At 37.9% G+C, this 14,836-nt stretch carries 8 protein-coding genes; 5 read left to right on the top strand and 3 right to left on the bottom strand.

Translation table 11 applies throughout. From position 1 onward, the window contains the following. Positions 1–122: 122 nt before the first annotated feature. From LQ227_RS01825 to LQ227_RS01805, 5 genes are all read left to right on the top strand, one after another. Entirely contained in the window at positions 123–2,504 is a 2,382-nt protein-coding gene (locus tag LQ227_RS01825; RefSeq protein ID WP_230143930.1) for an ABC transporter permease, read from the top strand. 74 nt (positions 2,505–2,578) lie between these two features. After that, positions 2,579–4,954, top strand: a complete 2,376-nt coding sequence (locus LQ227_RS01820; protein ID WP_230147981.1) for an ABC transporter permease — start codon at positions 2,579–2,581, stop codon at positions 4,952–4,954. Positions 4,955–5,174: 220 nt separating this feature from the next. Then, positions 5,175–7,574, top strand: coding sequence for an ABC transporter permease (locus tag LQ227_RS01815; protein ID WP_230147980.1), 2,400 nt, complete (start codon positions 5,175–5,177; stop codon positions 7,572–7,574). Positions 7,575–7,651: 77 nt separating this feature from the next. Beyond that, positions 7,652–10,075 (top strand): ABC transporter permease, encoded by a 2,424-nt coding sequence (locus LQ227_RS01810; RefSeq protein ID WP_230143933.1) that lies wholly within the window; start codon positions 7,652–7,654, stop codon positions 10,073–10,075. Between the two features lie 79 nt (positions 10,076–10,154). Continuing rightward, on the top strand, positions 10,155–10,835 hold the full coding sequence (locus tag LQ227_RS01805) for an ABC transporter ATP-binding protein (protein ID WP_215128636.1): 681 nt from the start codon (positions 10,155–10,157) through the stop codon (positions 10,833–10,835). A gap of 98 nt (positions 10,836–10,933) precedes the next feature. Here LQ227_RS01805 and LQ227_RS01800 read toward each other — a convergent pair whose 3' ends face one another. From LQ227_RS01800 to LQ227_RS01790, 3 genes are all read right to left on the bottom strand, one after another. After that, the gene (locus tag LQ227_RS01800; RefSeq protein ID WP_230143934.1) at positions 10,934–11,371 is read right to left on the bottom strand and encodes an L-rhamnose mutarotase; all 438 of its coding nucleotides are present in this window, start codon (positions 11,369–11,371) and stop codon (positions 10,934–10,936) included. 487 nt (positions 11,372–11,858) lie between these two features. Continuing rightward, on the bottom strand, positions 11,859–13,157 hold the full coding sequence (locus LQ227_RS01795; protein WP_230143935.1) for an alpha-L-fucosidase: 1,299 nt from the start codon (positions 13,155–13,157) through the stop codon (positions 11,859–11,861). A 13-nt stretch (positions 13,158–13,170) separates the two neighbouring features. Next, the gene (locus tag LQ227_RS01790; RefSeq protein ID WP_230147979.1) at positions 13,171–14,823 is read right to left on the bottom strand and encodes a sodium:solute symporter; all 1,653 of its coding nucleotides are present in this window, start codon (positions 14,821–14,823) and stop codon (positions 13,171–13,173) included. Positions 14,824–14,836 lie beyond the last annotated feature (13 nt).

Below are 14,836 nucleotides of genomic sequence, written 5' to 3'. Positions count from 1 at the left end.
TAAGGTTGATGCGCCAATGTCTTAAACCAAAGTAATGTATTTGAATATGAATAAAGGCTGAAAGATTAAGGGGTAAAGCGAGATGTTGATACCCTAAACCTTACACCCTAAACCTTAAACCTATGTTAAGATTAAACTTTAAAATAGCACTACGTAACCTTTGGAAAAACAAAGGCTTTACATTGATCAATGTAGGCGGCCTAGCCATCGGAATGGCCTGTTGTTTAATGTTACTCTTGTACGTTAACTACGAATGGAGTTTCGATAAGCAATATAAAAACGCCGATAAAGTATATTTTGCCGCATTAAATTTAAAGTTTAACGGCAAGCTGGCTACTACGATGGCCGTTCCGAATAAATTGGCCAAAGCTGGAGTTTCAGAATTGCCAGGCATTAAAAGTGCAGCCCGCATTTCAATGAACAATGGCCAGAAATTATACAGCCATAACCGGAATAATTTTAAATTAATAGGATTTAATGTAGATCCTGATTTTTTAAAAATCCTTGAACAGAAATTTATCTATGGCGATCCAGGTACTGCTTTATCTGAGCCTAATAACGTATTGATAAGCGAATCGACAGCAAAGAAATTATTTGGCGACCAGAATCCAATAGGACAAAGTATTAAATACGATAACAGGGTAGACTTAAAAGTTAGTGCTGTAATACAAGATTTGCCAAAAAATCAAAGCATGCAGTTTGATGTTCTGCAACCATGGGCTTTTTTTGAACAGGAAAATCCTTCCGAAAAAGAAAATGGATGGGGAGCAATTACCTGTTTAACCTTCTTTCAGCTTAAAGATAATGCTTCTTTAGATGCAACAAATGCAGCACTAAAACACTTCATCGTAAACAAAGAACCCGATTTAAAAGAAATGACCTACGAACCTTTTCTTTTTCCTTTAAGCAAATTTCACTTATATGGTGATTTTGACAATGGAAAATCGGTGGGGGGTAAAATTGATCAGTTGCGATTATTTGTTTTTCTGGCCATCTGTGTATTATTTATCGCCTGTATCAATTACATGAATCTTTCAACTGCTAAGTCGGAGAAACGTGCCCGTGAGGTAGGGGTTAGAAAGGCTTTAGGTTCTACCAGAAATACAATAATGGGACAGTTTATGGTAGAGTCAATACTGCTGTCTTTTTTAGCAATGTTAATTGCCTTTACGTTGCTTGAAGTCTCATTGCCTTACTTTAACAACCTGCTCGATATTGCGATCAAAATTAATTACAATGCTTATCAATTTTGGGGCTTATTACTTGTTATGGTACTGGTAACCGGTTTGCTTGCCGGCAGTTATCCTGCATTTTACCTTTCATCATTTATACCCGTAAAGGTATTAAAAGGCTTTAAAGGTTCAACGGGCTCATTATCAATCCGCAAAATACTGGTAGTAGTACAGTTTAGCCTTTCTATCTGCATGATTATTTCGGCAATTGTAATTTACAGCCAAATTCAGCACCTTAAAAATAAGCCCTTAGGCTTTGATCAGACTGCGCTGGTACAGATCGATTTAGAAGGAGAGTGGACAAAGCCACAGAAATTGCAGACTTTTAAAAATGAATTGCAGCGGGCAGGTGCTACAATTGCTGCAACAGAATATGCTGGCTCGTTTACAGATGGTGGTTCAATTACCAGTGATATTCAATGGCCAGGCAAGCCCAAAAATGATGTCTCGATTATTAATTATAGAAGTACAGGTTTCGATTTTGCCAAAACAACTGGTGTGAAAATTCTTGCGGGCAGAGATTTTGATCCTAAATTTTCGGCTGATACAGCTACATCTCTGCTCCTCAATCAAACTGCCGTTAAAATAATGGGGTTAAAAAACCCTGTGGGTACTGTTATCCATTGGGGCGATAATCCGCCACTTAAAGTGGTAGGCGTGGTGCAAGATTATTCTAACGAATCACTTGCTTCTAAAATACAGCCAACAGTTTATTATTACAATGTTAAAACGAGTCGGGTTTTACTGCTTAAACTCAATCCTAAGCAATCGCTTACTAATTCAATCGAAGCGATAAAATCGGTAAGTCAACGTTTAAATCCGGCTTATCCAATTGAAGTGAAACTGGTTAGTCAGGGCATGGCCGAAAAACTTAAGAGCGAAAGGTTGCTCAGTGTACTTTCCAATATTTTTGGAGGATTTGCCATTTTTATTTCTTGTTTAGGTTTATTGGGTTTAGCGCTATATACCGCTGAACAGCGCAGCAAAGAAATCAGTATCCGTAAAGTATTGGGCGCTAATCTTTCTGATATCCTGGTCCTTTTGAACAAAGATTTTATGAAACTGGTAATCATATCCAATGTGATTGCTATCCCGGTAGCTTATATTCTTGTTGCCAAATGGCTGGAGAAATATGATTATAAGATTACCATTAATCCATGGCCTTTTTTGCTTGCCCTTTTAACCTCGGTAATTATTGCCATTTTAACGGTAAGCCTGCAAACCTTTAAAGTGGCCAAAGCAAACGCTGTTGATGCACTTAAATATGAATAAGACCTGCGTGAGGCGTTTGGTGCTAAGCGTTTAAACGCTACACGCCAAACACTTTACGCCAAACCCTACGCCTTATGTTTAAATTAAACTTAAAAATTGCACTACGCAATCTCTGGAGAAACAAGATAATTACCTTCATCAATATTGGTGGCTTAGCTATTGCTTTAGCTGCATTTATTTTGGTAACCATGTATTTTACCTACGAAACAGGTTTTGACAAAGAAAATCCAAACTACAACGAAATTTACGTAGTAGGAAGACAGTTGCCTGATTTTAAGACCAATAATACTCCGCCACCATTGGGTAAAGCTATTAAAGCAGAAATTCCAGAAGTAGTTTCAGTTGGTACCATGAAAATGAGTTTTTTTGAATTTCCGGTTAGCAGCGATCATGGTGTTGTTTTTTTAAGTAAATGCCTCTATCTTGATTACGCTGCGGCAAAAATGTTTAACATTAAACCCAATGTCGGTTTAACTCAGCCGGAAAGTACAACCGAAAATCTGTTTTACCTCAGTAACGAAAATTATAAAACGCTTTTCCCCCATAATAAAAACGGTCAGCCTGAAATGATTTGGCTTGGGAGTAAATCGGCTAATATGACAGGTAAGTTGAGCGGAAGTATTTTTGCCGATCCCCACTCTAATATTACTTTCGATGCCATTTCATTGATGAAAGAAGTTGGGATAGGCGAAAACTATGGATACAACAACTACAAGACTTATATCCAGGTAAAACCGGGCACAGATATTCAGGCACTTGAAGCTAAAATTAATGCCCTTTATAAAAAGGAATTGCTTAAAGATGGAGAAGATCCCAATAATGAGACTTTTAAAGCAACAAAAGCCTTTCTTGATCCTTTAAAAAACCAACACCTTAAACCAAAGGCCGGTACCGATGCCAATTATAAAGTACTCGTAGCTTTGTCTGTTTTAGGGATCCTGATCTTGGTAATCGCCTGTATCAACTTTACCAATCTGAGTATAGCGCAGGCAACCAAACGGGCAAAAGAGGTAGGCGTTAAAAAAGTGATGGGTGCTTATCGCTTTCAGCTTGCTTTTCAGTTTTTAACAGAAATATTAATTCAGTGTTTAGCAGCGACGATATTAGGACTGATTATGGCCGAAATCATCTTGCCAAAATTTAATAACCTGTTCGTGGTCAATTTATCCATTTGGGTAGCCAATAGTGCTTTATTCTGGCAATTGCCACTTATATTAATTTTTATTACGCTGATAGCTGGTATTTATCCTGCCATGGTACTATCTGGATTTAAACCTGCACTTGTTTTAAAAGGTAATTTTCAAACCAGCAAACAGAGCTATTGGTTGCGCAACAGCTTATTGGTGGTGCAGTTTAGCGTAGCGGTAGTTTTTATTATAGGTCTGCTCATCATCAGTTCTCAACTAAAATACATGCGTACTCAGGATATTGGTTTCAAACCCGAACAAGTGGTGTACATTAAAAACCTCGCCTATTTCGTCTCGCCAAGCAAATTCGATCCTATAAGGGATAAAATGGTTAAGATTCCGGGGGTGAAATCGGTTACTGTTACCAATGCATTGCCGGACGGTTCTGATGGTGGAAAAAATAAATATACGGTTGATGGAAAAGAACAAAGTTTAAGTTTTACAGATGTAGATTTTGATTATTTTGAAACATTAGATATTAAGATTAAAGAAGGCAGAACATTTTCCAGAGAATTTAAAACCGATACGGCAAATTCTGCTATACTTAATGAAGCTGCAGTAGCGAAGTATGGATTAACCAACCCTGTAGGTAAAACCATAAAAGGCTGCCAGAATAAAGAATATAAGATTGTAGGCGTGATAAGAGATTTTAAAGCACTTGGATTTGAGAAAGCAGTACAGCCTACCATTTATGCAATAAATGATCCCTGCGGAAACCCTAAAACAGAAATTATGCTAAAAATAGAAGAAAGCAGGATGTCTGAAGTGCTGAGTACCTTAAAATCGCAATGGCCAGAGATTAACAAGTTGGATGGAGATAATTTCCGTTACCAATTTCTGGATGAAATGTATGGTAAACTCTTTAAAAAACAAGAACAATTACAATCTGTATTTTTTGCTGCTGCAATCCTCACCATTTTTATTGCAATACTGGGTTTATTTGCCTTTGCAAAATACATTACCACTGGTAGAATGAAGGAAATTGCAATAAGGAAAATTCTTGGTGCAAGTCATTTACAGATTTTCAAACTCATTAATAGTTCATTCTTTGTTATGGTGCTTATAGCCAATATTATTTCCTGGCCATTGGCGTACATATTAACCAAAAAGTGGCTCGAAACCTTTGCATATCGAATCGATCTGCCACTTTTCCCTTTTTTAATCAGTGCAGCGCTAACCATTTTGTTAACCATTATAACCGTAAGTATCCAGGCAAACAGTGCTGTAAAAGCAAACCCCGTTGATGCACTTAAATATGAATAAGACCTGCGTGAGGGCGTTAGGCGATCAGTGCGAATTTATCGCCTAAGCCCAAACGCTTAGCTATTCTCCGTTCGGAACCGTACAGGTACTGTTCATAAACGGACATTTTTTCTTTTTGTTTATTTGTATATGGTTGATATTTAGTTATTTATGTTTTGTTTTGCTCTTGGTATAAAATTGGCATAAACACTTGCAGATTTCATTTTACTAATTACTTGATATGTTTAAATTAAATTTGAAGATCGCTTGGCGAAACCTTTGGAAAAATAAAGGTTATACTTTTATCAATATTTTGGGCCTTTCCATCGGAATGGCAAGCTGCATCCTAATTTTTATTTTTATCCGTTATCAGCTAAGTTTCGATGAAAACTTTAAAAATGAAGACCGTATATACCGTGTAATAACCGGTTGGACAACACCCGATAATTTTTTCGAATCTGCAGGTACACCTCGACCTCTTCCGCCAGCGATGCGAAATGACTTTAAGCAGCAATTTGATAAAGTTGCTGCTATTCAGGCCGGAGGTGGAATTATTAAAGTAAAAGACGAATCCGGAAAAGAAAGAATTAAAACCTCCGAAAGCGCACATTATGCAGAGCCAGATTTCTTTGAGATCTTAAGCTTTAAATGGCTTGAAGGAAATCCGCGCCAATCACTAAGTCAGCCTAATACTGTTGTGTTATCAGATGAGATGGCCGATAAACTTTTCGGAAATTGGCATAAAGCAGTTGGGAAAAGCATTAATTTTCAGAACAAAGTAGACCTTAAAGTTACCGGTATTATAGAAAAAACACCCGATAACAGCTCTTTCCCACTTAAAGTAATCATCTCTTATAAAACTTATCAAAATCAGGGAAGGCCAGAGTCGACTAATTGGGGTACAGTTTCTTCTACTTCTGAATGTTATGTATTACTAAAAGAGGGTGCTTCTATTGATGATGCAAGTAAAAGCCTCCCTCAGTTTATTACTAAATACTATAAAAGAGATAATGTTTCGAAAGAAAGCCATAGGTTTCAACAGCTAAGAGATATCCACTATAATGCAGATCTGGGCAATTTTGCGAACAAAGTAATGCCGAAGAAAGAACTTTATGGATTGGCGATAATTGGTGCTTTTTTATTGTTGACTGCATGTATCAACTTTATCAACCTTGCTACTGCACAGGCCGTAAGCAGGGGGAAAGAAGTTGGTGTACGTAAAGTAATGGGTAGTTTGCGCAGGCAATTAATTGTACAGTTTTTAACAGAAACTTTAACAATAACGGTTATTTCGCTACTGGTAGGTTGCGTTTTAACAGAAGTAGCCTTGCCGGGCATGCAAAGTTTGTTTAAAGATCATATTTCATTTAGTATTATCGAGCACCCCATCATATTTGTGTTTATGGTTGTTTTGGTGTTGCTGGTAAGCTTTTTAGCCGGTTTCTATCCGGCAATGGTCATGTCTGGCTATAGCCCCGCATTAGCCATTAAAAATAAAATTACTGCGAATGCTGCAGGTTTAAGTTTGAGGAAGATTCTTGTTGTGGTCCAATTTGCAATTACTGTTATTTTGATTATAGGTACTTTGGTTGTACTAAGGCAAATGAGTTACATGCGAGAGAAACCCCTTGGTTTTATTCCTACGGCGGTAGCTCTGGTTGATGTTCCTTCTGATAGCATGGCAATTACCCGATACCATACTTTGCAGGATCAGATCAACAAAATTCCAGGTGTATTATCAACCAGCTATTGCAGTGCAGCACCATCTTCTGATTTCAATAACGAGAGTAATTTCAGGTACAATGGAACAGTAAAATCAACTTTTCAGGCCAACACCAAAACAGGAGACGAAAACTACTTTAAAACATTTGGTTTAGAAATTATTGCTGGTAAAGGTTTATCTAAGAGTGATACACTCAAAGATATTGTAGTAAACGAAACCATGTTAAAAAAGCTCAATGTAGTTAATTATAACGATGCGATTGGGAAATCCATCAGGATCAATGATAAAACAGGCAATATCATCGGTGTAGTTAAAGATTTTAACAACATGAGTTTGCATGAGCCTATTTCTCCGATTGTGATTAACAGTGATAAAGAATCGTACACCACTATAGCTGTAAAGCTTGATAGTAAAAGTATTTTACCTGCTATGCGGGCTATAGAAAAAACATGGAACACAGTACTGCCCGAATATGTTTATGGATCTACTTTTATGGATGATAAAATCAGTGAATATTATCAAACCGAAAAAATAATGGGAGCCCTCTTTAAGGTGTTTGCCGGGGTGATCATTTTTATTTCCTTTATTGGCTTATTTGGACTGATCTCTTTCGTGGCTACACAAAGAACCCGCGAAGTTGCCATCAGAAAGGTTTTGGGTGCTTCTACATTAGAATTGGTTAAAATGTTAAATGGTTCATTTCTATTGATGGTTTTTCTTGCCAATTTGGTAGCCTGGCCACTTGCTTATTTATTTGTTGCCAAATGGCTGGCCACTTTTACCTACCGCATTGATTTGAATATCTGGCCTTTTGTATTTGCCATGATTATTTCTATGGTCATTACATTGATTACCGTAAGCATCCGCTCGTATAAAGCAGCAGTTGCCAATACCATTGATGCACTTAAATATGAATAATACCTGCGTAAAGTGTTTGGTGGCCAGCGTGGATTTATCGCATTACGCCAAACGCATTACGCTAAATCATTTACCTTATGTTTAAACTCAACTTAAAAATCGCACTGCGAAGCCTGTTTAAAAACAAAGTTTATGCAGCCATTAATATTGGCGGTTTGGCTATCGGCTTAACAGCTTTCATACTGATGCTTTTATATGTCAACCACGAAGAAAGCTACGATACCTGGTCACCACAATTAAAAGATGTGTATCAGGTGAGAGAGAAACACAGTTTTTTTTCGCCTGATAATGAAGATCATTGGCAGGAGATAAACGATAGCCGGATGGCAAACCTGGTAAGGGAAAATATTCCACAAGCCCTTGCTGTTACCCGCGTAACGGCAGATTGGGGTTTTAGCAGTGGTTATTCAGTTAAAATTGCTCATGCCGATCCGGTTATGGTTACGGGGATGAAAGATGCAGACAGTAGTTTCTTTCAGGTATTTCCGTATGAGTTTTTACAGGGCGATAGCGAATCGGCTTTAAATGCTCCAAAATCGGTGGTATTAAAAGAAAGTTTAGCCAGAAAGTTATTTGGAACAGAAAAGGTATTGGGGAAAACGTTAAAGGTATTGATGTGGCGGAACGACCCAGGTACAGATTTAACGATTACAGGAGTAGTTGCTGATCCTGTAACGCCCCAAAGTGTTGGCTTTAATGCTTTAATGCGTACCGGTGAGGAAGATAAAGTTCCCGAATCTGCCGGTAACTTTCATTATTGCCAGATTTACACAAAATTAAACCAGGTAGCGGATACAGGCGCGTTAAATCAAAGTTTGTTGAAAATCTATACCGATTACCAAAAGAAATCATTGGTGCAGCGCAAGTTACAGTATAATGAGATCTATAAAAATGGTAAAACACCGGGTTTAAAGGTTATCCCTTTAAAGGATGTTCATTTAAATCCACCTTTTAAACTAAGTTGGGTAGAAAAGTTAAGGCCAGTAATTGGTATTTCCATCTTTTTGCTTGTTGTTTCGATCATAAATTTTGTAAATCTTGCTACAGCCCAATCGGTTCAAAGAGCTAAAGAAGTAGGAGTTAAAAAGGTTTTAGGAGTTTATAAGCGTGAACTTATTGCTCAATTTTTAGTCGAATCGGCCTTGCAGAGTATGATTTCTTTATTCTTATGCGTAGTGTTGATCGAAGTTGTGCTTCCGACTTTTAACCATCATTTTAATGTTCAGTTGAGTTTTTGGCTCAATCCACAGCTTAAAACGATGTTGATTCAACTAATTGGCCTTTTTAGCGTGGTGACTTTGCTTGCTGGTTTTTATCCTTCATGGGTATTGTCGAACTATAATCCGGTTGCAGTGCTAAAAGGAAGTTATGAAAGCGGATTAAAAGGTGTTGTGCTAAGGAATGGACTGGTTGTTTTTCAATTTGTGATTTCAATTACCTTCATTATAGCCATTGGCATTATGCATAGGCAAACCCAGTTTATGAGCAATAAAGATTTGGGTTTTGAAAGAGGGGAGCTGGTAAACATTAAGACTAATTATGATGAAAGCTTTGCAGAAAAACTTAGAAAAATTCCAGGTGTACAGTATGTTGCAACAACCACTCAGGTAATGGGAAATGCATTTAATGTGCCAGAAGAAATCATATACAAAGGCAAACAACTTAATATGAATACCGTTACCGTTAGTATGGATGCCTTGCCAAGCTTGGGTGTAAGGGTTCTTCAGGGTAGGTTATTTGCTAAAACCTATAAACAAGATACCATCAACACCGTTATTTTAAATGAGGCTGCAGCTAATCTGATAGATAAAAAACCGGTCGGAAAGTCTTATAGCATCAAGGACGGAGATAAAAGTTATGTTTTTCAGATTGTTGGTGTAATCAAAAATTACCATAATGAAGGGTTTGATAAAGCCGTTTTACCTACCATCTACAAGGTTACACATTTAGGAGGAACATCTTCTACCAATAATTTATTGTTACGTTTAAATACCTCCAACACTGGCGAAATTATGAAAAAAGTTCAGTCAGAATGGAAGCAGGCCTACCCCGATTATCCGATGGAATACAAAGCCATGGATGACGTTTTTGCTGATGTTTTAAAAGAAAACAATCGGTTTATAAATATGATTGTGCTATTCAGTATCTTGTCGGTGTCCCTTTCGTTGTTAGGCCTTTTTGCACTTTCTACTTTTGTAGCCAAACGTAGAACTAAGGAAGTAGCTGTAAGGAAAGTACTCGGCGCATCTAACCTGCAAATTATAAACTTGCTAAACAGATCGTTTTTGCTATTGGTGTTAATTGCAAACCTAATTAGCTGGCCTATTGCTTATATCCTCGTTAAAAAATGGCTCGATGGTTTTGCCTATAGAATTGATATGCCTGTTTACCCATTTTTGATTGCTACAATAGTTTCATTAGTAGTATCAGCATTAACGGTTAGTATTCAGGCCAGAAAAGCAGCCAATGGCGACCCTGTACACGCACTTAAATACGAATAAGAACTGCGTGTAGCGTTTGGCGTTTAGCGATAAAAATTTACGCTACACAGCCAGCCGCTTTACGTTAAACCCTAAAAATATGATACAACTTAATAACATCGAAAAATATTACGCAAACAAGGGCATTAAAAATTACGTGTTGCGTTTGGTTACCACAACAATTAAACAAGGAGAATTTGTTTCTATTATGGGCCCATCGGGTGCAGGGAAGTCTACTTTGCTCAATATTATTGGCATGCTTGAAGAACCAACTTATGGTTCGTATGAGTTTCTGGGCGAGGATGTAACTTCGTTGAATGAACGTAAACGCATTGAACTTTACCGAAATCATATCGGTTTTGTTTTTCAGGCCTACCACTTAATTGATGAAATGACCGTTTACGAAAATATTGAAGCCCCATTGCTGTACAAAAAAGTAGGTAGCTCAGAACGCGCAAGTAGAATTGCCGATTTATTAGACCGTTTTAATATTGTGGCAAAAAAAGATTTATTCCCGAATCAACTTTCTGGCGGGCAGCAACAATTGGTTGGTATCGCAAGGGCATTGGCCGCTCAACCATCTATAATTCTAGCCGATGAGCCAACAGGTAATTTGCAGTCGGCACAGGCAGAAGAAATTATGACATTGTTTAAAAAACTAAATCAGGAAGATGGAATTACCATTATCCAGGTTACACATTCCGAAAAAAATGCACAATACGGAAATAGGATTTTGCACATTGCCGATGGTGTAGTAAAAGAAGATGTGGCAGTAGGTTAAAACCAATTTATTAATTTAAGCTTTTGCTTAAGAGATAAACACAGCCTTTAATATTTCAGCTGTGTTTATCTAAATAGCATTGTCTGTATGCCGTATTATTAATCTTTGTGAAAAACTTCTTCCATATTGCTCCAGGTTTCGCCTTTAGCAGCAGCATCTGGTAGTGGGATCTGAGTTGGTGCGGTTTCTTTCCACCAACGTTGCGTAGTGGTATCAGCAGCCATCTTTTTCATATCAGCAGCAAAATCGTTTCCCGTATACTCGAAATAACTAAAAAGATACTGTTTGCCCTCAATTTCTTTTAAATAAATGGAATAATTATGGATGTTGCATGCTGTTATTTTTTTTAATACCCCTGGCCATACTGCAGCATGTAACTTTTTGTAATAAGCCATCTTTTCGGGTTTCAAACCTGTAATACTGCCATAACGTAACACTTTGTTTGTCGCATTTACTTCTGTTTTTATGGGTGTACAGGCAGTAACCATTAGGACAAAAGCCAAGACCAAGAAATACATTGTTTTTAAATTTTTCATGAGCATATAATTTGCTTTTTAATGGTTATAAAGAGGCTTTCTCATAACTTGTAATTTACTTCGAATTCGTCACGTTGTCCAAAGGACTCCTACAGAGAGCCTGTCGAAACACCTTTTAATACCTTAAAAAAGGTCCTTCGACAAGCTACCATTGACGTATTTTGCATATTATTAATCAATATTTTAACGGCTTTCGCATTTCCATCCAGCCGGGCCATAGCATTGTTTCCCCGTTCTACTTAAATCCGGCCTAACAAATTTTTCGGGCTGCACTGTTCTGGCCGCACAACTGGCTTCAAAAGAAAAATTTTCAGCCGGCATTTTTTGTTTCTTTTTGATGCCAAAAAGAAAGAGCCCTTCGGCGGCGGCGAGCCGAGACCCTGATGTATGGAAAAAGAAAACAATTGTACGGCACTCATATTGATTTTTATAAAATAAATTCCCCCTCAGGATGACAATTCTTTATTTATGATACAGCCTCATCGATCTATTCAATAACTGGAATGTTTTCGGCGTTTCCGTTTAATTCTAGGACAACAATATAATCTGATTGGTTGGACTGGTTGCCGGGAAGTTGTAAAGAAATGCCATCTTTTTGCTCCATATTAATGGTTTGTTTATTTAGCAGATATGCTTTTTTAACTTTTAAACCTGGGATAGCCTTTAAACTCAGCTTGGCCAGATTGGTGTTTAATACATGCACGTAAATTTTATCCCCTTTTCTGGTCGTTGCGTAATCATTGTTCGGTTGGAATGGGCCACCTTTTGTGCCATAAACGGCTTCACCATTGGTTTTTAACCAATCGCCGATTTCTTTTAAGCGTTCTGTTTGGCGGGCTTCAATTCTACCATCTGGCATAGGGCCTACATTTAATAAAAGATTGCCATTACCACCTGCTGTTTTCGAAATAATTTCGAGACATTGTTTTAGCGGTTTCATTTTATCGTTTGGTTTCCATGCCCATTGGTTACAGATAGTAAAACAGCTTTCCCAGGGCGTAAACATATTTAATTTGCCTACTACCTGTTCTGGCGTGTCGTAATCGCCTATCATTTTAGAAGCATCAATGTTTTTATTTTCCATTGCTGCAAATTCTTTTCCCAAGCGGTTATTGGTAATGATATCGGGTTTTAGCTGTTTTAGATATGCATATAAATCTTTACCCATTTCGTCTGTCCAGGGTTTTTCCCATTGGCCGTCAAACCAGAGCATATATGGATCATATTTGGTAATGAGTTCCTTTAACTGGTTTTTCATGTATAGCGCATATCGGCTCATATCTGATTTTGGATCGATCGTTTGGTTTTTTGGAGAATGGATCGGGTAATCTGGATGGTGCCAGTCTAATACCGAGTAATAGATACAGAACTTAATTCCCTGTTTTTTACAGGCTTCGTTTAATGCACCAACAATATCTTTTTTATAAGGTGTGTTGGTAATATTGAAATCAGTAAATGCAGTCGGCCATAAGCAGAACCCGTCATGATGACGTGCTGTAATGGTCAGATATTTCATTCCGGCATCTTTTGCTGTTTTTACAATAGCATCGGCATCAAATAGAACAGGGTTAAATTCTTTGTAGAGATTGTCGTAATCTTCTGTTGGAACCTGATCGCCACGGCTCCAGCCAATCTCAGTGCCGCGTACACTCACTGGTCCCCAATGAATAAACATACCAAACCGTTTATCCATAAAATCGTTCATTACTGAGGCATTTGTTTTGGTTTGCGCGTTAACACTGAAAAAGGTAATTAGTGCAACGAAGAACAAGAGAAATCTTTTCATATTCATATCAATTTTATTTAAAGTAGACATATAAAACACCCATTATCACCAGTAAAAGCACCGACAGAAATTTGTAGTTGCCTATCCCGCTCCAGCCTTTACTTTTAAGGGGTTCCCAAATAGAATTCCAGTAGAGGGCTTCACTTTGGGCGGTGTGTTTTACAGGGTAGATGTAAGAAAATATAACCTGTATAAATACACAGATGCAGAACAGGTAAAATGCCATCATCATGAAGGGGATTTTGCCGATTATAGTTTCTGTACCATATAATTTGTTTACCACAAAAACACTCGCCCCAATAATAGAACCGACCAGCAAAGTATATTGCGCCCCTTTAGCCGATGCTCTTTTCCAAAATACCCCTAATAAAAACACACAGGTGATAGGAGGGGCAATATGTGCGATTACATCATTTATACCTTCGAAAAGACTTTGATAGCTATTTAATAATGGCAACAGGCCTATTGAAACGGCTAAAGCAATGCCTGCCGACCAGCGACCTACACTAACTAATTTTTTATCGCTGGTTTCGGGCTTAAATCTTTTGTACAAATCATAACTGCTTAAGGTGGCGATAGAATTTAATGCACCCGCAATTTGACTCATTAAACCAGATAATAATGCGGCTACTAAAATACCCACCAATCCTTTTGGTAAAAGCTGGGTAATCATTAAGGTATAAATGCCTTTTGTATTTAATACCGTTTCGCCATTGGTGCCAACAGTTTGCAAACTCGATAAATCCATAGTTCCCGATTTATACAAGATATAAGCAAACAAACCGGGCAGCACGAAAATAAACACGGGCAAAATTTTGATGAAACCGCAAAACAAGGAACCTACACGGGCATGGTTTTCGTCTTTTGCGCCTAAAACACGTTGTACTATGGTTTGATCAGCACACCAGTACCAAATACCCAAAACCGGATACCCTAAAAATACGGCTATCCAGCTCATTCCACTCTTATCGCCAATCGGGCGTATCATACTGAGCTTATCCATGGCATTTTCTTTTTGCAGTATAGCCGTCATATGATCCCAGCCACCAACTTTATTCCACGCAAAAACTGTAATGATAATGGCGCCGGTAATCAACACCAAACTCTGTATGGTTTCGGTAACTACCACGGCCCTTAAGCCGCCAATAATGGTGTATAGTCCGGTTAGCGAGGCAATTACCACTATACTTACATACATATCTATGCCGAATAGGGTTTCGAGTACAATACCACCCGCTAAAAAAGAAAAGGCAATATGAATAATGATGGCCGATAGGATAGAGATGAATGCCAACCAGTCTCTACAGGCGCGGTTATACCTTCGCTCTAAAAAATCGGGTAAAGTAGAAATGCCCGAACGGATATAGAAAGGAATAAATAACAAGGCCAAAAGAATAAGGGTAAATGCCGCCATCCATTCAAAATTGCCATTTAAAAGGCCGCTGTCAAATCCGCTCTGTGCCAAACTTACCAAATGGAGACACGAGATGTTTGTTGCGAACAGCGCCAGGCCAATCATAGGCCATTTAAGCGATTTGCCCGCCAAAAAGTATTCTCTGCTGGTGGTTTCTTCGTTTTTCTTTTTTCTCGTTCCCGTCCATAAGCCTATGGTTACAATAAAAAGTATATAAGCAATGGTAATTACGATATCGGTTGTACTGATCATATTTGGTTAGATT

Source organism: Pedobacter sp. Bi27, from assembly GCF_918698255.1.
Classification (GTDB): Bacteria; Bacteroidota; Bacteroidia; order Sphingobacteriales; family Sphingobacteriaceae; genus Pedobacter.
The sequence above is the reverse complement of the archived record's forward strand: the minus strand, read 5'-3'. Positions and strand labels throughout refer to the sequence as shown.

What these genes read in the sequence shown, in the direction of transcription:
- LQ227_RS01825 (WP_230143930.1), top strand. Translation starts at nt 123, where the DNA reads ATGTTAAGATTAAACTTTAAAATAGCACTACGTAACCTTTGGAAAAAC.
- LQ227_RS01815 (WP_230147980.1), top strand. Translation starts at nt 5,175, where the DNA reads ATGTTTAAATTAAATTTGAAGATCGCTTGGCGAAACCTTTGGAAAAAT.
- LQ227_RS01820 (WP_230147981.1), top strand. Translation starts at nt 2,579, where the DNA reads ATGTTTAAATTAAACTTAAAAATTGCACTACGCAATCTCTGGAGAAAC.
- LQ227_RS01800 (WP_230143934.1), bottom strand. Translation starts at nt 11,371, where the DNA reads ATGAAAAATTTAAAAACAATGTATTTCTTGGTCTTGGCTTTTGTCCTA.
- LQ227_RS01805 (WP_215128636.1), top strand. Translation starts at nt 10,155, where the DNA reads ATGATACAACTTAATAACATCGAAAAATATTACGCAAACAAGGGCATT.
- LQ227_RS01790 (WP_230147979.1), bottom strand. Translation starts at nt 14,823, where the DNA reads ATGATCAGTACAACCGATATCGTAATTACCATTGCTTATATACTTTTT.
- LQ227_RS01795 (WP_230143935.1), bottom strand. Translation starts at nt 13,157, where the DNA reads ATGAAAAGATTTCTCTTGTTCTTCGTTGCACTAATTACCTTTTTCAGT.
- LQ227_RS01810 (WP_230143933.1), top strand. Translation starts at nt 7,652, where the DNA reads ATGTTTAAACTCAACTTAAAAATCGCACTGCGAAGCCTGTTTAAAAAC.